The sequence below is a fragment of the Aliivibrio sp. S4MY1 genome, assembly GCF_028765545.1.
GTDB lineage: Bacteria > Pseudomonadota > Gammaproteobacteria > Enterobacterales > Vibrionaceae > Aliivibrio.
The window spans coordinates 174,683-194,808 of the sequence record NZ_JARACP010000008.1; the positions used below are offsets into that span (position 1 = coordinate 174,683).

Annotated in this window: 14 protein-coding genes; 6 read left to right on the forward strand and 8 right to left on the reverse strand. The window is 36.5% G+C overall.

All coding sequences use genetic code 11. From position 1 onward, the window contains the following. Positions 1-136: 136 nt before the first annotated feature. Positions 137-895, reverse strand: a complete 759-nt coding sequence (gene udp / locus PVK71_RS10965; protein WP_060991239.1) for a uridine phosphorylase — start codon at positions 893-895, stop codon at positions 137-139. Between the two features lie 310 nt (positions 896-1,205). Between udp and PVK71_RS10970 the strand changes: the two genes are divergently transcribed. Beyond that, positions 1,206-3,758: an HD-GYP domain-containing protein gene (locus PVK71_RS10970; protein WP_274418498.1), complete on the forward strand. Its 2,553-nt coding sequence runs from the start codon at positions 1,206-1,208 to the stop codon at positions 3,756-3,758. A 57-nt stretch (positions 3,759-3,815) separates the two neighbouring features. On the opposite strand, the gene PVK71_RS10975 is transcribed toward PVK71_RS10970, so the two are convergent. The 4 genes from PVK71_RS10975 to ydiJ all read right to left on the reverse strand — a co-directional run bounded on the left by PVK71_RS10975 (position 3,816) and on the right by ydiJ (position 11,609). Then, entirely contained in the window at positions 3,816-6,128 is a 2,313-nt protein-coding gene (locus tag PVK71_RS10975) for a zinc/cadmium/mercury/lead-transporting ATPase (protein ID WP_274418499.1), read from the reverse strand. A gap of 148 nt (positions 6,129-6,276) precedes the next feature. Then, complete coding sequence (locus PVK71_RS10980) at positions 6,277-6,693, reverse strand: CBS domain-containing protein (protein WP_130045608.1); 417 nt, start codon at positions 6,691-6,693, stop codon at positions 6,277-6,279. Positions 6,694-6,821: 128 nt separating this feature from the next. Continuing rightward, positions 6,822-8,414: a hypothetical protein gene (locus PVK71_RS10985; RefSeq protein ID WP_274418500.1), complete on the reverse strand. Its 1,593-nt coding sequence runs from the start codon at positions 8,412-8,414 to the stop codon at positions 6,822-6,824. A 162-nt stretch (positions 8,415-8,576) separates the two neighbouring features. Continuing rightward, entirely contained in the window at positions 8,577-11,609 is a 3,033-nt protein-coding gene (gene ydiJ / locus PVK71_RS10990) for a D-2-hydroxyglutarate dehydrogenase YdiJ (RefSeq protein ID WP_274418501.1), read from the reverse strand. A gap of 266 nt (positions 11,610-11,875) precedes the next feature. On the opposite strand from ydiJ, the gene PVK71_RS10995 reads away from it, so the two are divergent. From PVK71_RS10995 to PVK71_RS11005, 3 genes are all read left to right on the forward strand, one after another. Further along, positions 11,876-12,571, forward strand: a complete 696-nt coding sequence (locus PVK71_RS10995; RefSeq protein WP_130047906.1) for a DUF3334 family protein — start codon at positions 11,876-11,878, stop codon at positions 12,569-12,571. A gap of 200 nt (positions 12,572-12,771) precedes the next feature. Continuing rightward, positions 12,772-13,461 (forward strand): DUF2786 domain-containing protein, encoded by a 690-nt coding sequence (locus tag PVK71_RS11000; protein ID WP_274418502.1) that lies wholly within the window; start codon positions 12,772-12,774, stop codon positions 13,459-13,461. A 114-nt stretch (positions 13,462-13,575) separates the two neighbouring features. Further along, positions 13,576-13,764 (forward strand): hypothetical protein, encoded by a 189-nt coding sequence (locus PVK71_RS11005; RefSeq protein ID WP_130045603.1) that lies wholly within the window; start codon positions 13,576-13,578, stop codon positions 13,762-13,764. Between the two features lie 11 nt (positions 13,765-13,775). Here the strand turns inward: PVK71_RS11005 and PVK71_RS11010 are convergent, their stop codons facing one another. Both PVK71_RS11010 and PVK71_RS11015 read right to left on the reverse strand, forming a co-directional pair. Beyond that, the gene (locus PVK71_RS11010) at positions 13,776-14,465 is read right to left on the reverse strand and encodes a GntR family transcriptional regulator (RefSeq protein ID WP_274418504.1); all 690 of its coding nucleotides are present in this window, start codon (positions 14,463-14,465) and stop codon (positions 13,776-13,778) included. A gap of 10 nt (positions 14,466-14,475) precedes the next feature. Then, a complete protein-coding gene (locus tag PVK71_RS11015) occupies positions 14,476-15,420 on the reverse strand; it encodes a precorrin-2 dehydrogenase/sirohydrochlorin ferrochelatase family protein (protein WP_274418505.1) in 945 nt (314 codons plus the stop codon). Positions 15,421-15,728: 308 nt separating this feature from the next. Between PVK71_RS11015 and PVK71_RS11020 the strand changes: the two genes are divergently transcribed. Then, the gene (locus PVK71_RS11020; RefSeq protein WP_045102312.1) at positions 15,729-16,391 is read left to right on the forward strand and encodes a Bax inhibitor-1/YccA family protein; all 663 of its coding nucleotides are present in this window, start codon (positions 15,729-15,731) and stop codon (positions 16,389-16,391) included. A gap of 96 nt (positions 16,392-16,487) precedes the next feature. Here PVK71_RS11020 and PVK71_RS11025 read toward each other — a convergent pair whose 3' ends face one another. Beyond that, the gene (locus PVK71_RS11025) at positions 16,488-17,468 is read right to left on the reverse strand and encodes a tetratricopeptide repeat protein (RefSeq protein ID WP_274418507.1); all 981 of its coding nucleotides are present in this window, start codon (positions 17,466-17,468) and stop codon (positions 16,488-16,490) included. A 285-nt stretch (positions 17,469-17,753) separates the two neighbouring features. Here PVK71_RS11025 and PVK71_RS11030 point away from each other — a divergent pair, with 285 nt between their 5' ends. Next, entirely contained in the window at positions 17,754-20,126 is a 2,373-nt protein-coding gene (locus PVK71_RS11030) for an ATP-binding protein (protein ID WP_274418508.1), read from the forward strand.

The following is a 20,126-nucleotide window of genomic DNA, read 5'->3' on the forward strand; positions in this document are numbered from 1 at the left end:
TTTTAAGTTCATCATTAAAACGGTAGTTTGCATATATTTCTGTTTGACGGCTAAACCATATCTCTTTCTACCGTTTTATTTTAATTTCCCGCTAAGCTGTGATGAACCATTTTTTATGTTTCTTTACACTCTTCTATTATAGAAGATTACGAGCAGCTTCAATCACAACTTTAATTGAACGTGCTTCAGTTTCTTTTAGCGTCGCGTGATCTGGGATTTCTTTTTGAGTACGGTTGATGATTACACCCGCAACACAACCTGCACGTAAACCAGAACTTGCACACATTGTTAATAATGTTGCTGATTCCATTTCAAAGTTTAATACACCCATGTCTTGCCATTCTTGCATAGAGCCTTGGAAACGCTTAACAACACGGCCAGAGAATGTATCGTAACGCTCTTGACCTGGGTAGAAAGTATCACTTGATGCTGTAACACCTGTGTGAACAGTTGCACCTTGGTCAACAACCGCTTTACGCATTGCCGTTGCAACATCAAAGTCAGCAACTGCTGGGAATTCCATTGGAGCAAAGTGAAGACTTGCACCATCTAAACGAACAGAACCAGTAGTTACAATCATATCACCCACATTTACATGCGGTTGGATTGCACCTGTAGTACCTACACGTAGGAAAGTACGAACACCAAGTTGTGCTAACTCTTCAACTGCAATAGAAGTAGATGGACCACCAATACCTGTTGAACATACTACAATTTTCTTACCATCAAGTTCAGCTAGATACACCGTGTATTCACGGTGACTTGCTAAGAATTTAGGGTTTTCCATTTGCTCTGCGATTTTCTGAACACGTGCTGGATCACCTGGAATGATAGCCATTTCTGCACCTTGAAGATCTGCCTGTGTTACGCCTAAATGGAATACTGCTGCTGTCATGGTTAGCTCCTTGCGATTGTAGGGTCGCGTTAATTTAATTAGTTATAATTGATTCGATGAAGTTACTTTACCCAAATGATTCTTACATTAGTGTGACTAAGATCCCGAAAGGAATGTTGATAGAATACACTCTTACAAAGGAAACCGATTGGCATCACACTTTCTTTGTATATTAGAATTTTTACATGCTATTTATCCTAGTTGTATCGTAAATAACATTGGTAGAACTTTAGTCTAAAATATATAAAATAGTATTTTTGAACTGTTTGTATACTATCTTTAGAAAATAGTGCTTTTTAAGGTGAACTCTATGCGTAGTCTTTCGTTAAAAAACTACTTGATCATTGTATTTGGTGGGTTATTTATTATTGGGTGCACCCATTTGTATTTTGTCATTAAGACGTCTTCATCAGAGCTATCTCAACGTCACGTTAAAGATGTCATCGAGTTACATTACAAACTTATTAGAATAAATATTGAATCCACAATTAATCAGATTAATGATATCTCAGAGGAACTAAAAGAAAATCCAACTTTAACGTTTAACAACCCCTCACCACAACTAAGGAAAAATCTAATTAATGATTTTCATCAAGTACCTTCATTAGTTAGTATTTCTTTATATGATTCAAATGATCAAGGTATCCGTATAACCTACATTGATAAACTATTAAATATCGATCCTGTTGACCAATCCTTTTTACAATCTCACTGGAGATATACTGAAGACAATCATTATTTACATCTAAATAACCACATCTACTTAAGTTACTTAGTAAATCATGGAAATAATCAACAAAAAATAGTGATTGAGATATCAACGACTAATGTGTTCAATACTATTGACAGGGAGTTATTAAATAATACGGATGTTAGCTTTCATATTTATGACCGTATGAATAATAGCTTTTTATACCATTCAAATAAAAACACCCCATTTAATGATAATGAAATTACCTCTTTTATATTGGAAAACAAGAGTAAGGCATCAAAATATGAAATTGATTACAACATTCAAACAAACTCTTTTATAAATTCAAATCTTGAATTTATTACTTTAATTCCTACCCACGTAATTTTAAAAAATCTAACACCAATTCTGGATTCACTTATTAATCAAATTATTATGTATTCATTTTTTTGTTTTATTATTTTAGTCTACATTTCATATAACTTATCATCAAAGATTAACAATCTCATTGAAAATGCACATAAAATAATGAGATTTGAATTCAAAAATCAAAAATATAAAAAAAGCAACATCAAAGAAATACAAAAACTTAGCGATTCCATGAAGTTAATAAGTTTAACTACTGACAATATTCTTTCTCAAATAGTAATTATCTCTAGAACTGATAACATATTTCAACTTGGGATTTCTGTAGTTAAACAAATTAATAAAATCACTAATGGTAAAAGTAAATTATTTACTAGAAATATAGATGGAGAATTCATTTGTTATGAAGGAATTAGCAAAATAAACATTGAAGACAAAAATAAAACTTATTACAAAAAAACAGTAGAAAATGAACATATTGAGCATAATTTCATTTTATTTAATGATAGAAATGAAATTAACGGATGCTTACAGATAAATGTTACTTCTGAGAATAACCTGAGCAATGATACTCTTGCATTTATAGAACGATTAGTTCATATAATTTCTATTTCCACCCGAAAACATAACCTTCTTGAGCAACAAAAAGCATTATTTACCGCCTTTACTCAATCCATTGCTTCCGCCATTGATACAAAATCATCGCATACCGCAAATCATTGCCAACGAGTACCAGAGTTGACTCTTATGTTAGCTAAAGCGGCTCAAAAAAACCAAATCGAATGGAAAGACTTTGCTTTAAGTGAGCAAGAATGGGAAGAACTCTACCTCGCTGCTTGGCTCCATGATTGTGGAAAATTAACAACAGCTGATCACGTTATTGATAAAGCGACAAAATTAGACATGTTTACTAACCGTATTCATGAAATACGGACTCGTTATGAAGTGCTCAAAAGAGACGCTGAGATCACATATTTAAAAAGCCTTATTGATGGCGAGTCAAATGCTACTTTTTTACAAGAAAACTATCTCAGAACAATAAAAGAATTAGAGGAAGAATTTGCTTTTATTGCTCAATCTAACCTAGGTGATGAGTTTTATCACGATAACAATGTTGATCGTTTACATAACCTTGCGACAAGAACTTTTACTCGAACTTTGGATAAACGACTAGGGCTATCATGGGAAGAAACACAGCTGCTCTCGGATAATGATAAACAAACACCCTCAATTGAAACGGTTTTACAAAATAACAGTAGCCATCTTATTCCTTGGGATCTAAACAGAAAAACAGATGAACAATTTAATCTACAACCGCACCCATTAAAATTTAATCATGGTGAAATATATAATCTCGCAGTTCAACGCGGCACTCTAACCAATGAAGAGCGTTTTTTAATTAATGATCATATTATTCAAACTATTAATATGCTCAAAGCGCTGCCCTATCCTGACCATCTAAAAAATATACCTCTAATTGCAGGTGGCCATCATGAACAAATGTCAGGAAAAGGATACCCTTATGGTATTCCAGCATCAGAGCTACCTGTCACGGCAAGAATGATGGCTATTGCTGACATATTTGAAGCATTAACCGCTAGTGATCGTCCTTATAAAACACCTAAAACATTATCTGAATCCCTAAAAATATTAGCTTTTATGGCAAAAAATAAACATATTGACGCTTCCTTGTTTAACTTATTTTTAACTGATGAAGTTTACTTAAACTATGCTGATAAGTTTTTAAGCTCTGAACAAATTGATGAGGTAAACATTCAAGAATTAATTGAAATCGCATATTCATAAAAAAGCCAACAGAAAGCTGTTGGCTTTACCTATTTCATGATTAATCTCGAAATAATATTATTTCTCTTTAAATCGCAGTAAACGAAGTGCATTCAAGGTAACAAGTGCTGTTGCTCCACTATCAGCTAGAACCGCTACCCATAAACCGGTAATGCCCAATAAACTAGTCACTAGGAATACCGCTTTTAAACCAAGTGCTAACGTAATGTTCTGACGAATATTACTCAATGTCGCTTTTGATAGCGCAACCATTGGTGCAAGCTCTTCTAGACGGTTATGAGTCAACGCAGCATCTGCGGTTTCCAGAGCAACATCGGTTCCTCCTCCCATCGCAATACCAATAGAAGCGGTTTTCATTGCTGGCGCATCATTAATACCATCACCGACCATTGCCGTTTTTGCCCGTGCAGTTAACAACTCAATGTATTTCACTTTGTCTGACGGTAATAAACCCGCTTTATAGTCAATATTCAACTCTTCAGCAATCGCTTTTGCTGCGCGTTCGTTATCGCCAGTAAGCATGATTGGTTTTATACCTAATTTAACTAACTTCTCAACGGCTATTTTTGCATCAGGACGCAGTTCATCACGCCACGCTAATAATCCAGAGATCTGCTTATTAATCAGTACAAGTACAACCGTTTTACCCTGTTGCTCTAAAAACGATATTTGACTTTCGATTTCAGGAATAACCTCACCATCAAACTGCTGCGGGGCATACAATTCAATATGTTGATCATTAACAGTTCCTTTAATTCCTTTCCCAACAACGGTCTCACGCTCATCAGCTTCAATAACGGTTAACCCTTGTTCTTGCGCTTTTATTACTACGGCTCTTGCTAATGGATGAGATGAGCCCATTTCAACCGCTGCTGATTGCAATAAAATACTTTCTTCAGTTTCGGCTTCAACTAAAACACGAATATCAGTTAATACTGGCTTACCTTGAGTTAGCGTCCCCGTCTTATCAAATGCGATGTTTTGAATATGACCGAGCTCTTCTAATGCAGCGCCCCCTTTAATTAATGCACCACGTTTTGCCGCTGTAGCTAAACCAGAAGTAATCGCTGCTGGCGTAGAAATCACTAACGCACAAGGACAAGCAATCAATAGCATTGCTAAACCTCGATAAATCCATGTATCCCATGACTGACCAAACATCAGCGGTGGAATAATGATAACTAATAGCGACAGTAGCATCATTGCTGGTGTGTACCAACGGCTGAATTTATCAAGGAAACGTTCTAATGGGGCTTTGCGTGATTCTGCTTCTTCTATTAGGTGAAGAATACGATCAATTGCATTCTCACCTTGAGCTGATATTATCTGAATTTCAATCACACGATCATTAACAATAGACCCAGCCATTAATAAGTCGTTAGCTTTTTTATCTACAGGAACTGACTCACCAGTTAATGCACTTTCATCAAAAGAAGCGAATTCAGAAAGCAAAATCGCATCTGCGGCTAAACGATCGCCTGGAGAAACTTGAACTTTATCTCCTACGTTTAATTCTGATGCTGGTACTTCTTCTTTTGTACCATCGTTATTAATTCGCAATGCAGTATCTGGCACTAAATCCATTAATGCTTTAACGCCACTTCTTGCTTTCGCCGATGCGTAGCCTTCTAATTGTTCACCTAACATAAACAATAAGATAACCATTGCTGCTTCAACCGTTTCACCTAAATACACAGCACCAATAGCTGCTACTGTCATTAACGTTTCAATTGAGAATGGGGAACCATTTTTTGCTAAACGAATGGCTTTGCGGCCAATAGGAATTAAACCAAACAAGCCAGCAACAGTGAATGCGATAGTACCTAGCTCTTTATTGACTAAATTAATACCCGTTGCAATAACTAAAAAGGCTACCAAGATTAATAGCAGTAAATTTTTTTTCCAAAATGGCTGAGATTCGATCTCAGATGTACTTTTCGAACCCATATCGGACAAGGGAAATCCCGTAGTCTTAGCTACGCTAATAACCTGAGCAAATACAGCTTCACTATTTGTTCTTACGGTCAGTTTCTCTGTCGCAAAGATTACCTTTGCATCAATAACTTCTGGGATGGCAAGAATGGCCTTTTTCAATTTAGCAGCACAGCTTGGACAATCCATATCAGCAATAAGCCAGCTGCGAGATAACGAACCGTTATTCGATGTTTTAGCGGTGACAACTAGGGGGTCCGACTCCCCAGGATCACTTCCACAACATGAGTCCGTATCTGTTGCTTTATCAACGCTGCTACAGCAATCAACTACCGCGCTTTCTGCTTTTATCGAAGTGATTTTTGGTGCAGCACAGCATGAGCTTGATGGGTTATGCTTATGATCTTGGCTATGAGTGGTTTTATGAGCAGTACACATGAGAAAATCCTTTCTGTTAGGTTTAGTTTATCTACACTAACTATAGACCTTAGAGCTAACTCCAGGGTCAAGAATAAATTTACTCACATATAAAAAAAGACACCGAAGTGTCTTATTTTATTTATATCAAATTTTATAGCTATAATTTCTACACTGGATGTTTGAAACAATGTCCAATTGACTCACTCAATGCCTGAAGTACATTTCGACGAGTAATTATCCCAACTAACTTACCTTCCTCTACCACTGGGTAAATTTTAGGTTTATTTGCAGTCATGGTCTGCGCCAAATCAATAATCGTATCTTCAGGTGTAACCGTAAGTACTTCTGTTTTCATTACATCTGCAACAACGTGCGTGTCTTGGCAATGGTAACTTACACCAATTAGCGACTTAATCAAATCCTGCTCTGAAATGAAGCCAATCACTTCACGTTGTTCATTTACAACAGGGCCGCCAATATGCTGCGAAGTAATAAATTGATCCAAAGCCGCTGATAATGACATATCCGCTGTCAAATAAAGAGGTCGTGCGCTCATGTATTGTTTTACTTTTTTATTTTCCATCATAGCCCCCTAACGTGCTATCAATCAGTTTTGATAACTTAAGTGTGGACTATTTTTAGGAAAAAGCTAAATCACTCTTTCCTATCTCTGTGATGGATGAAACCTATTGAGCAAAAAATTAGCTAAATCTATGAACCACCCAACAAAACATCAATTAAGATTTTCTTATTTTGTTCAACAGATGACATTACGTTTTCATACCCTGCTGTGTTATTTGTTCTTTCCATTCGATGAATCACCGTCAAACATTGTTTAATATTTTCAGGATCTTTCATCAAATTTTTACCTTTTAGCGTTAGAGTAAGCAGCATGTAGTTTAAGTCTGATGAATAAGGGTACGTTTGACCGATTTTAATCAACTGTGCTTTATTACCATCTGAAGACGTTTGTCCTCTTAGCCATTGGTAAACTTTGTTTAATTTTTGAAAATGCGTCATACCTTGTTGTAACAACTGAGGCGCATTCTTTTTTAGGTTCGCTTGATCAAATATTTTATATAGACCAACACACAGTTTTACCTCGCCTGACATTGCTAATACACCAAAAGCAGCAACACGGAACTCATCTGATGCTACTTTTCGCTCAGATAAAAAGCGGTGATAACAAGTAGTCGCTATTGCCTTGGCTTTATAACGCTTACCTTGTTTGTACAATTGACGAGCAATAAAAATATTAATATAACCCTGTAGTTCATCACGCTTATCCATCGCTATACGTTTTTTTAGCGTAATAATAAGTTGCCCAAAATAACGACGATACTGATCTTTATTTAAGGTCATATTTGACTTGTAAACAATGTCTGCAATATCCATGATCATACGATTTAATGTCGCTGGATTAATACCTATATGATAAAAACGTTTCATTACCATATTATGTACTAATGCGGGTTCATTATTTTCAATGATAAATTTTAAATAAGAATAGAAAGCATTATCATTTTTTGGATTATGTTCAAACGCCTTTGCTAAAGAAGCTTGGACTTTAGATAGCTGTTTTGCTTCAGTATAAATATCAGCAAGCATTAAGTTTGCTTTGAATAAGTACTTTTTCGAACGAAGTAAAAGCTCCAGAACAGGAATTGCCTTTGGTTTTTCTACTACATGACAATACGCCATTAAATTCTGAGGCATTATTTCACTTTTGTCATGACGCTGATACACTTTTTTAAAAGTTGAAAAATCTTTCGCTTTATACAACTCTTCTAAAGTCATATTGAGTAACATTCGATTTTTATACGTACCAGGATAAGTCTGCGCGCGCTGAATAAAAGCGGATTGAGATCCTTTGACTTCACCCACTAACTTTTCTATAAGTAAGGTTAAACTAAATGATTTTTTAATTAAATCATCTATATAACCAAAATTAATTGGGCTATTAACAACAAAATCAGGAAACAGCTCTCTTGCATTAATGTCATCAACTAGTGAGTCATCATTATCAATGTCGATAATAAAAATAGGACGTTTACCAAACTTGGCTTTTTCACGAGCGTGGTTAACTATCTCACAAATTACTTCATGATCAGCATAATGGTATTCAATAAAATAATAGTCATAAACAGGTAATTCTGAAGCTCTCATACTGACATTAAAAGAATCAGCACTCTTAAAGCCTGCTTTTTGAAAAAACTGACGGATCTGAGTACTACGCTCTCTTTTTTCAGTAAAAACCAACACATTCATTTGTGGAATGCGTCTAATTAACTCAGCACTGCTCATTTATCATATAACTCTAACAAAAGTAACACCAACAACATACCAACCCGTAAAGATAAAGAAACTTTAAATTACACATAAAATCAACATATATGCAAAATAACGTGAACTAACTCACGGAAATTCCGCGCTACTTTATCACAAAATAACGCAGAATTAAGCTATTTAAATATTCGTCAATATCGCTTGTAAAGGATGCTGCAATTGCTCTCCTTCAAAGCGCTTTACTTGACTTCGGCATGAGTACCCAGTGATCAGACAGCGCTCTTTATCTAAATTAGCTAAGTTACCTTTCCAACTTAAATCATAAATTGCTTTTGAGCTCTCTAATTTATCCGCTTCATGTCCATAAGTACCAGCCATACCACAACAACCTACCGGGACCGTATTTAATGTTAATCCAAAATGAGTAAATATCTCTCCCCATTCCTTTTCAGCATTTGGCATTTTAGTTTTTTCAGTACAATGGGCAAATAATTGCCAGGGCCTTGTATCAAACACCGTCGCTTTATCAAAAGAAGATAGTTTAGGATACAACCACTCATGCACTGTCAAAACTGTAAAATCACCACGGTTATCCGCCAAAATTTCATTGTATTCATCCCGATAGCAAAGAACTAATGCAGGATCTACGCCAACCATTGGTATTTTTAATTCAGAAACTTGATTTAAAAACTCACTCGTTGTTTGAGCTGTGGTTGTAAACTGTTTTAAAAAACCTTTTACATGCTGTGCTTTGCCATTGGGTTTAAATGGCAACAATACGGGCTTTAATCCTAGGCGTTGAATGAGTTCAACAAAATCACTCACGACACTAGCGTCATAATAACTAGTGAACGGATCTTGAACAATCAGTACATGCTTCTTACGTTCCTTTTCAGAAATACCTTTCAATTTTTCTAGGTTAAATGGAGAAATATTTTTCTTCTGACAGTGTTCAGCTAACGTGGGAACAGATAATAGAGGCATATCAACGTAGCCTACTATTTTTTTCGTTAACGTTTTAGTTACTGATTGTTTTAATACACCATTAATCACTTTGGGTACTTTAGCCATGAGCGGCAACATAGTTTCAATATTCGCTACCATGTAATCTTTCATTGGTCGCTGATAACGGCTGTGATAGATATTTAAAAAACGCGAACGAAAACTTGGTACATCCACTTTAATTGGACATTGGCTTGCACAGGCTTTACAAGCTAAACAGCCCATCATTGCGTCATGCACTTCATGCGAGTAATCGTATTCTTTATCTTTATTTATACGATTTCGAATACGATCTATAATTTGCTTAATCGATGGGCGTTTTGTGAGAAGTTCTCGCTCTAACTCAACAGGATCAATTCCTTGTTCTGATAATTGACGCAGCCATTCACGAACAAGCCCTGCTCGCCCTTTTGGAGAGTGACGACGATCTGCTGTTACTTTCATTGATGGGCACATTGGTGAGCTTGTTTCATAATTAAAGCACAAACCATTACCATTACATTCCATCGCTTGATTAAAGCTATCTCTTACTTCAATTGGAATTTGGCGGTCATAATATCCACGCTTTGTATCACTTACTTTAACCAATTCATCATTACTGTCTAACGGCGTACAGATTTTTCCCGGATTCATTTTATTGTGAGGGTCAAAAGCACTTTTCACGCGACGTAACTCTAGAAATAGCTCTTCACCAAAAAACTCAGGTCCATACTCTGAACGGAAGCCTTTACCGTGCTCCCCCCACATTAAACCACCGTATTTTGACACTAAAGCAACCACTTGATCTGAAATGGTATGCATTAATGCTTCTTGTTTTGGATCGCACATATCTAACGCAGGACGTACATGCAGTACCCCAGCATCAACGTGGCCAAACATACCGTAGTTGAGCTGATGTGAATCTAATAACTCTCTAAACTCTTGAATAAAATCAGCCAAGTTCTCTGGTGGCACACAGGTATCTTCAGCAAAAGCAACAGGCTTTGCTGCCCCTTTCGTTGCACCTAATAATCCCACGGCTTTTTTTCGCATCGTATAAATACGACCAATGCTAGCTACATCTTGCGTTATTTGATAACCAATAATACCGGCAGCTTCTGTTTCAATAAGTTGATCTAACTTTGCAATAAGATCCGAAACTTGTCGTTCAACCACTTCTGGCTCTGTTCCTGCAAATTCCACCATATTTAAGCCAAGCATTTCTTTGTTTGGAACATCAGCAATTAAATCACTAACGCTATGCCAAACAATGTCTTGCTTTGCAAAATTCAGTACTCTTGAATCGATGGTTTCTACAGAAAGCGCATTAGCTTGAACCATAAATGGGGCATTTCGTAATGCTGCATCAAACGTATCATATTTTACATTGATTAAGGTTCTGGCTTTTGGAATAGGCGTGATATTGACTTTAGCTTCGGTTAAAAAGGCTAATGACCCTTCTGCACCACATAACACTCGCGTTATATCGAATTGATCAGTTTCTGTATTTAATGCGTTTTTTAAGTCGTATCCCGTTAAAAAACGATTCAATGGAGGGAACTTCTCTTCTATTTTTTGACGATTTTGGCGACAAACTCCAGCAGTAACATCTAAAACAGACTGTATAGGATCTGGCTGTTCATCATAAGCGAGCTCTGTATTCAAATACGAGCCATTAACAAGTACGGCTGTAATTCCTAATACGTGATCGGAGGTTTTTCCATATTTAAGTGAACCTTGCCCCGATGCATCGGTATTAATCATTCCACCAATGGTTGCACGGTTACTGGTTGATAAATCAGGTGAAAAGAAAAAACCATGAGGTCGCAGTGCATCATTTAATTGATCTTTAATTAAACCGGTTTGAACTCTCGCCCAGCCTTGTTCAATATTGATCTCAAGAACGTTATTCATATGGCGTGATAAATCGACCACAATGCCTTTTGTTAATGATTGTCCATTTGTGCCAGTTCCACCACCACGAGGAGAAAATGTGATGCTTTTATACTGTTCTTGGTTTGCTAATTTGGTTAAGCACTCAACGTCTTTAGTGGTTCTTGGCAACAATACCGCCTGTGGCAATTGTTGATAAACACTGTTGTCGGTTGATACGGCTAAACGACTCGAATAGGTTGTTTCGATATCACCACTAAAATCGGTTTTCTTTAATGCTTCTAAATAACCAACTACTTTGGGGTCAATAGTAGATTGGAATGGTAATACTGGTAACATTGCTCCATGCTCCTTTAATCGCTGATCCTCAGCGTCATTATGTTGTTCTATACACACTTTACAACATCTCGAATGGATAAAACATCTAACCTATGCTATATCGGCTAAATATTTGTCTTTTTACCTATCAGGCTTGTTTCTCATTTAAAAATAAGTAGGCTGATACACCGCGCAGACCAGTAACAGTGCACCGTTCTGGTTTGATTCTGTGGCATATTTATTGCTTGTGTAATTCATATCGCCGTAACACTTTTATAGAGAACGTTATGAAACCTGCAATAAGAAAAAGCAAAACAATCACTACTGATGATATTTTATTAACACTTTGTCGTTCAATGTCAGGCGTACTGAGTAAAGCAACTCAAAGTTCAGTGAACTATTCAGCAATGGTTCAAAAAATCACTAAGACGAGTTTAAAGCCAGATTTTGGGTGTTTTGTTCTCTTTGATGGGGGCTTCTCTGGATTAGTAGTAACAAACTTTACTAAAGATGCCGCACTAGAATTGTATACAAAGTATATGCGTAATATGGGCATGCCAGATGAAGAACTTGCTATTTTGCACACTTCAGATGAAGTTGGAGATGTTCTTGGTGAATTAATGAACCAAATCGTTGGTGACTTTACAGGCCAGATCCGCAAAACATTGCAAACGACGATCTCACAAAACCAACCAAAGATGCTTTCACTAAACAAGCAAGTGATCTTATCAGTTGATACTAATTTAGATCGCCCTCAAGCCCGTCGCGTTACTTTTACTACAGAAAATAATCATATCTTCTATCTTGAGCTGGCAATGGATAAAACTGAATTTATTCAACTTGAAGAATTTGAAGAAGAAGAAGAGTTTAATGCTGATGATCTTTTTGAGCAGCATAAATCAGGAAGTAATCAAAAATCAGAGAGTAAAAAGGATAGTTCTCAAGATTTTGATGATTCATTATTTGATGAGCTAGGCATTTAATTTACTCTATCGAATATATTTAGTACTAAGTCTAATTGGTGTTTCTGTGTAATCGTTACTTACATAGAGCACCACCTTAGGTTCTCATATATATCTTTCTCCTTACTAAATTCTCTTCTGCATCTTTTGAATACCAAATACCTTCCAAATTAAATAAGAGACAGGTAAAATAACGGCCCCGTAAAAAGTAAGGTAAATCTATGTCGTCTACAAAGCAAAAGGCTCTAAAAAAGATCGCTAAATGTCTTGAACTTGGTAATTCAGCTAATGTGAATGAAGCAGCTCAAGCCATTAAGATGGCGCATCGCCTTATGCTTAAATATGGCCTTGAAAAAGATGATATTGAATTTATCAAGATGGGGAAAACCCAAAGTACTCATCTACTTCCGAGTAACGTTGGCAGCAATATTTTAAAAATAATTCGTGGTATCAATACCCGATTTGGTGTTGAAGCGGTATTGCTAAACCATAAAGGGCTAAAAAAAGTCGAATTTATTGGTTCTGCTGATCGTGCTATTTTCGCGGCTTTTGCCTTCGATATTGTTTACCGTGAAATGAATGAGCAAACCGGCCAGTTTAAAAATAGTTTTGCAGGCTCTGGCAAAGGACAACTCGAAGTCACTAAACGAGTGAATTCATTTTTAGCCGGCTGGATTGAAGGCGCTCTTGAAAAATTACCCGTAATTGCACCCGATGACGAATCAGCAAACAAGATCAATGATTACATCGATAAAGAATTTAAAAATATTGACCGTGAAACTTTTAAGCAACAACTAAAAGAAGCGATGGCGAATATTACTGCAGATTATGAGAAAGGCCTTAAAAAAGGAAGAACAATTTCAGTTAACCGCCCTGTTGCTGGAACCCAGACTCCAAAGCTTTTAAGATAATACTTTAGTCGCATATTGAGTATAAAATCAAAGCACTTTGATTTAAATCAAACAACTGCCCTTGATTGCACGATATTTTAACTTTGTTAAATAAATGTATCAGGGAGCGCTATTATGACTTTATTAAGAAACCCTAAATGCTATACCGATGTATGTATTGATGGAAAGTGGTACCACTATGACCACTGCGGAACTAGGGTTTATATGTTAAAAGGCGGAGCCTCTGCTGAATTTGATCTAAACTCTGAGCCTCTGACCGAGGGAGAGCTTATTAATCAAATCAAACAAATATCACCTTTTTAATTACGAAACTATTACTCTATTTCAATTGTGACTAGATCATGGGAAATTCGAAGCACTTGCAATAAATAGCTGATATTTTGGTTATTTATTGCTGTTTGAGTAATAGACATTAGCATACTACCACTACTGATATTTAACGTACTTGACTCTAATTCAGTCGCTGGTACCACTTCGACTTTCACTCTATTCTTTTGACTTTCGCACAAATAATGCACTTTTAAATACTCAGTAAGATTCGCATCTTCGTCTATCATTGCTATGTTTGAAAACTGTTTTTCAGGTGTATACTGATATTGAACTGCGGCCTTTCTTCCTTCAATGGTCCACAATTTAGTCTGCATTATTACGTATGAAAATGGCGGCAACTGTAACGTTTCTGCAATCTCTTTCGGTGCTAATACCCTTTGTGCGCTTATACTACTTACAGCGTAATGCCATTTTTGTTTTTGGCATACCTTAGCAAAGTCAGTGTCGGTTACAGGATTAAAGCTCAATGTATCTGTAGAAACAAACCAACCACGACGCTCTTCTTTATATACTTTACCTGATAGAGCTAAATGATTGAGCGCCTCACGCAGAGTTATACGAGTGGTTGAGAAAGATTCTGCAAGCACTCTCTCTGATGGCAACTTATGTCCAGATTTTAGCATTCCACTTTCTATTTGCTCTTCTATGGCGTCTTTTATCATCAAGTATTGCATTTAGTCCTCCTTAAAGCGTTGGTACATAAATGTCACTTGATAAGTAAGCTTGTAACGTTGTATTTCGCAGTAAATGTCCTTTTTTTAATAAGATCGTGACTCGTATATTTTCCACTTCAGCTTGCTGTAAGTACTCTGCAATCTCTTGCTCTGTATCGACATAAAGACGCTCTGCATCACGACGACATAATTCCACAAACTCTGAAGGACAATCATTAAAACAAATCATCCACTCTGCTTGCTGCATTAAACGTAACGATTTTAACGTTAGCATCTCTGTCTCTTGATGATATTCGATCCAATTTCGTTCAGCCTTTGTTTCGACATTAGATGATAAGTACTGCGAAAATAACTGCTCTAATTCATTTCGTGTTGTTAACTTTTCGACTTCAGGAGATCGTAAAAATGTTTCCCAAAACTTACGACGCTCGTCAACCGTCATAAAATGCTGCTTAATAACATTTCTCTTATCAGCACCAAAATCAGCTAACATAGCAATCTTAGAAGACAATTGAGTTTCTATTTGCTCACGTATCATTCTAATTAAAACAGGTGACGACCCGCCACTAGATATTGCAACTTGAACACGTCCGCGATTTACCATTGATGGCGTAATGAAATCACAATGCGGTGTATCATCGACAACATTGACTAAAATACGCGCATGATGAGCGTCTCGATAAACTTGATGATTCAACTCTGAGTTGTCAGTCGTTGCCCACACTTGAACATATGATTGTTTTGCAAGTAAATCGCTATGATAAAAACCTTTTATATAATGAATCTTATCTTCTTCAACGTAATTCATTAGGTAAGATTTAATCGAGGGGGCCACCACGGTAATATCTGCATCTGCTTGCAATAGCATATCTATCTTTCGACACGCCACTTCCCCACCACCAATGACTAATACTGGTCGCTTTTGAATATCCATAAAAATGGGAAAATATCTCATTACTGCTCTTATCCTTAATTTTTATTCTCTGAGAGCACTATACCTTGCTTTCATAAAAGAAGGTATTTATTCACAAACTTGTTAACTTCAATAACATAAGACCACGAAAGTACTTATAACCACTAGCCAGGTGAATTTATCACTTGTTACAGATGCTTACAAAGTACGCAAGCTAAGTTAATACACTGATGTAAAATGGTTTCCAGCTCAATTAATTCAGTTCAAAAACGCGAACAAACTTGATTTTTTGAACTATAAGCGCCATAACTGTCTATATATTTATGTCTGTCCATTCCAAGGGGAATACGATGAATAATCAAATGTTCGGCCAAACTCATACTCAAGAGTCGGCTCTACAAACAAATAAAGTATTACGTAATACTTACTTTTTACTATCAATGACACTGTTATGGTCAGCACTTGTTGCTGGTGTATCAATGGCACTGAACTTACCTCGCCCAGGTATTATCATTATGCTTGTTGGTTTCTACGGTCTATTGTTCTTAACAGAAAAGAACCGTAACAACAGCATGGGTCTTGTATTTACTTTCTTATTTACAGGCTTTCTAGGCTACACGATCGGTCCAATCCTTAACATGTACATTGGTGCAGGTATGGGTGATGTGATCTTAACAGCACTTGGTGGCACAGCCCTTTCTTTCATGGCTGCATCGGCTTACGCATTAACAACTAAGCGTGATTTATCATTCCTTAATGGCGTGTTAATGGCTGGTTTTGTTGTTCTTCTAATTGGCATGGTAGCAAATATCTTCCTACAAATGCCTTTATTACACCTTGCAATGAGTGGCATGTTCATTCTATTCTCTACAGGTGCGATTCTATTAACAACACAATCAATCATCCGTGGTGGTGAAACAAGCTACATTTCAGCAACGATTACGCTGTATGTTTCTATCTACAATATCTTCATCAGCCTACTAAGCATTCTTGGTATTATGCGTGATGATTAATCGATAAGCATTCGATAAACATAAAAAATGCCAGCCTTCACAGGCTGGCATTTTTGTATCTATTGTTCTAGGGTTCGCTCATACACCAGAAACACACTAACTAGTATATATCGCACATTCATCATTAATGTCTTCTGTAGGTAAGTAATTCTCTCTAACATAAAACTTGTTAAGTAAACGTATTACCGAATGCTTCTTTACTGGTTTCTCATCCATTAACACATGCAGCTTACGAGCTACATTTTGAATCGTTAATAAGTTTTCCAGAGGTAAACTTGCCTCTAAATCGTTCTTTAAACTATGAGCTTCTTCATGCCCATTAGCTGCAGAAAGATAAGCCCAGATGTAAGCGACTGCATTATGAGAAGAAGACACTTTTTGGTTATATTGAGCAGAACGGTATTGTGATTCAGGGCTTTTAAGCTCTCCACCACGTTCTGTCCAATAAATCGCTTTATAGATATCTTTCTTTACTCCTATTCCGTGATAGTAACAAGAACTAACGGTAACCATTGCTTTAGGATCATCTTGATAAGCAGCTCGTAACATCCAGTAGAATCCTTCAGGATGTCCCTCTTGCTGCCTTTGGTACCATTGAGCGAGAAATAATTGAGCTTCAAGATGATCATTTAATGCTAAGGTAGTAATAGTTTTTAACCCTAACTCTATATCTTTCTCGCACCCTAATCCTTCTAGATAAAGTTTACCTAAAATAAAAGTAGAACTTTGTTTTCCTGTTGAGTCACCAAGTCGCGCAGCCCAATATTTAGACTTTTCGCAGGCTTCAGGATCATCATAATTATCATCATACAGTCGAACTAACGCATAAAAAGCTTGTTGGCTATTTTTCTCAGCCGCTTTAAGGTACCACTTTATCGCCCCGTTTTGAACAATAAGCTCTAAATCAGCCCCTAGTGCCAACTGTGCTGTAATATTCCCGCTATTCGCTCTATTTATTTTATCCTGTCTATCTGCTTCATCATCAAAAGTAGCTGGCGTAGATGCATGCAAGTCATGCTGTTTACATCGAGCTCTTGTTAACCTTTTTTTATCAACAGAGTGAAAATGCCATATCATAACAATTAAGCAAAATACGCTGCAAAAAAATAAGAACCAATACATATCAATATCATCGAAAAATGGAACACGTTTTTATAAACCTATTCTAATGATTTTCACACTCAATTAGAATGAATACCTTTTACAAATCTAGCTTTATCTTGCTATTTCTTATGAAAATGTACGCAGACACACAAAACAACACAGTTTGAGCGTTTTTTATTTAGAATTCCTAGCTTTGTTACTGTTCTTTTAGCAAAAATTAGCTAAGGTTATAAACAAATCATTCATTTTATGGCTTATATGAAAAAAACGTCTCATTACTATTTGTTTGCGTCTCTTTTTATCTTCTCACACCTTAGCTTTGCAAGCTGGGGACTTTCTGATGAGCAACCAATAAAAATTAGCCCTCACGTTCAAACAATTGAAAATGATATTAGAGCACTACCAGAACAACATTTTTTTTCTAGTCATGATTACGCGCAAGTAAAACGGCTACTATCAACAACGATCTCTCAGCAAAAAAAACATGCAGGGGAGCTTAACACTGCTCTAAAAAACTATAGAAAAGCGCCAGATGAGATGAATTGGTTATTGGTTGAAAATAATCACAAATCGTTAAGTTCGTTAAACTTAAGTAAACAACAATTACTAAAATTAACGGATCAAACTACAAGAGAACAATTAACAGGGTTTGGTCCATATGGGGTAACTCAATTTTATTCTGAATTAACCATTACTCAATTAAATATCGAATATTACATTCATTACCAAATTCGCAGTTTTAAAAACTTATTGCGTGATTTGAGAATATCTCCAGTTCCTATCATTAGCGTTATTTTTAAAGTACTTTGTGTCTTCTTTATTTTTAGTTGGTGGTTTAGAAATAGCGTCCGTCTAATTAAAGACTTCAAAAAATCAAAACTTGAAGGAACCAATAAACCTAACTTATTTATCCGAGGCATTTGGTACCTAACTCGAGCACATAAAGCAATAGCTTGGTTACTTCTTATTACTGTCACACTACGTATTATTTCAACACTACCAAGCTTACAGCACCTAATATTTTTGGAAATATTTACATGGTGGGTATTGGGTGGTTCAATAGCGGTAAGTTTTATCCTTGAATTTATTTATCGTAATAGTAAGCATAATAAAAAAGAAATTATTACCTTACGTCTAGCGTCTATCCGTCATTACGTTTGGGGGATTATTGTTGCTGGTGTCATTTTACAAATATCTTCAAGAACACTAGGACAAGGTACTATTTATGCTTGGATTAATTCTTTAGTCTATTTATTCTTTGTTCTTTTAACGGTTTATACTCTAAAACAATGGCGGACGATTGTTTTTGATAGAATTAATCATATTGAACCATTACCAGTATCAATACAGTGGGCAGCTCGTAACCAAAAAACATTTTTAATCTCAATTATTGCTACAGCATGTGCTGCGGCTTGGCTTTCATGGCGAGCGATTCAACACAGCGTTATTAGTGTATTATCTCAATACGCTGCATTTAGCCATGCTTTAGCGTATTTATTTAGAATAGAAGTGGCTAAACAAACCGAAGTTTCTCGTGAACAGTCTAATCTTGTTCGAATCAAAGGTACCGCTGCTTTTGATTACATATCTCCAGGTTCTGAAGAGTCCGTATTAATTGAAGATTATGCTAAAGAAGAAATGACAGCCCTGTCAGGTTACCTATTAACTGACAGTCCAGCAGTATGTGTACTTTCTGGCGAACGAGGTGTAGGTACAACAACCTTACTAAAACGCTTACTTAATAAAGTAAAAAATGCACAGCCTCTCTACTTAAATTGCCCATATGATGGGTACTCTGCTTTATTACCAGAGTTCGCAAAACAGTTAGGGTTATCTGAAGAATCAACAGAAAGAGATATTCTTCAGCATTTACGTAACAGTGATACTTGCTATCTATTGGCTTTTGATAATACGCAGCGCCTAGTCAAACCGAAAGTAAATGGTTTATCAGATTTAATGAAATTAACCAACCTACTTCGTCGTGCTCGAAAAAGCCATCGAGTTGTATTAGCTATCGAAAAATCAAGCTGGCGTTTCATTGATCGCGCCCGTGGCGAACGTCTATTATTTGATCTTGTTACCTTTATGCCTAAATGGGATGAAAAACAAATTGGTCAGTTGCTCGAATCTCGCATTACCACCACACAAGCAGCAGAAACGAATGAAAAAACACCTTCAATTTCTTTTGATGGCTTAGTGCTACCAAGACAATGGGATGAAGAAAACTTAACAGAAGAAGAACGAGCTAAAAACGGCTTTTATCGTATTTTGTGGGATTACTCTGATGGTAACCCAACTGTCGCATTGCGCTTTTTCCGTTTATCGTTACATAAGGATAAGGACACTGATGCCGTTTTAGTTCGATTATTCAGAGCCCCGCACTCAGACGACTTAGAAGCTATGCCCAAGCCGATGCTTGCCGTTCTTCGCTCTATTGTTCAGCTTGAAATTGCTTCTCCAGAAGACCTGTGTGAGTGCAGTCGATTAAGTATGGCTGAAGTCATCAGCACACTTAGATACTTTCAAAGCCGCGGCTATATTGAATGGAGTGATGATAAGGCTCGTATTTCTGATCATTGGTTCCGCCACATTACAAATGTTTTACATCGTCAACACTTACTGGTGAAATGA

Coding starts and splice junctions, on each gene's coding strand:
- PVK71_RS10980 (WP_130045608.1), bottom strand. CDS start 6,693: ATGGAAAATAAAAAAGTAAAACAATACATGAGCGCACGACCTCTTTAT.
- PVK71_RS10995 (WP_130047906.1), top strand. CDS start 11,876: ATGAAACCTGCAATAAGAAAAAGCAAAACAATCACTACTGATGATATT.
- udp (WP_060991239.1), bottom strand. CDS start 895: ATGACAGCAGCAGTATTCCATTTAGGCGTAACACAGGCAGATCTTCAA.
- PVK71_RS10985 (WP_274418500.1), bottom strand. CDS start 8,414: ATGAGCAGTGCTGAGTTAATTAGACGCATTCCACAAATGAATGTGTTG.
- PVK71_RS10975 (WP_274418499.1), bottom strand. CDS start 6,128: ATGTGTACTGCTCATAAAACCACTCATAGCCAAGATCATAAGCATAAC.
- PVK71_RS11025 (WP_274418507.1), bottom strand. CDS start 17,468: ATGATATGGCATTTTCACTCTGTTGATAAAAAAAGGTTAACAAGAGCT.
- PVK71_RS11030 (WP_274418508.1), top strand. CDS start 17,754: ATGAAAAAAACGTCTCATTACTATTTGTTTGCGTCTCTTTTTATCTTC.
- PVK71_RS11000 (WP_274418502.1), top strand. CDS start 12,772: ATGTCGTCTACAAAGCAAAAGGCTCTAAAAAAGATCGCTAAATGTCTT.
- PVK71_RS11020 (WP_045102312.1), top strand. CDS start 15,729: ATGAATAATCAAATGTTCGGCCAAACTCATACTCAAGAGTCGGCTCTA.
- PVK71_RS10970 (WP_274418498.1), top strand. CDS start 1,206: ATGCGTAGTCTTTCGTTAAAAAACTACTTGATCATTGTATTTGGTGGG.
- PVK71_RS11015 (WP_274418505.1), bottom strand. CDS start 15,420: ATGAGATATTTTCCCATTTTTATGGATATTCAAAAGCGACCAGTATTA.
- PVK71_RS11005 (WP_130045603.1), top strand. CDS start 13,576: ATGACTTTATTAAGAAACCCTAAATGCTATACCGATGTATGTATTGAT.
- ydiJ (WP_274418501.1), bottom strand. CDS start 11,609: ATGTTACCAGTATTACCATTCCAATCTACTATTGACCCCAAAGTAGTT.
- PVK71_RS11010 (WP_274418504.1), bottom strand. CDS start 14,465: ATGCAATACTTGATGATAAAAGACGCCATAGAAGAGCAAATAGAAAGT.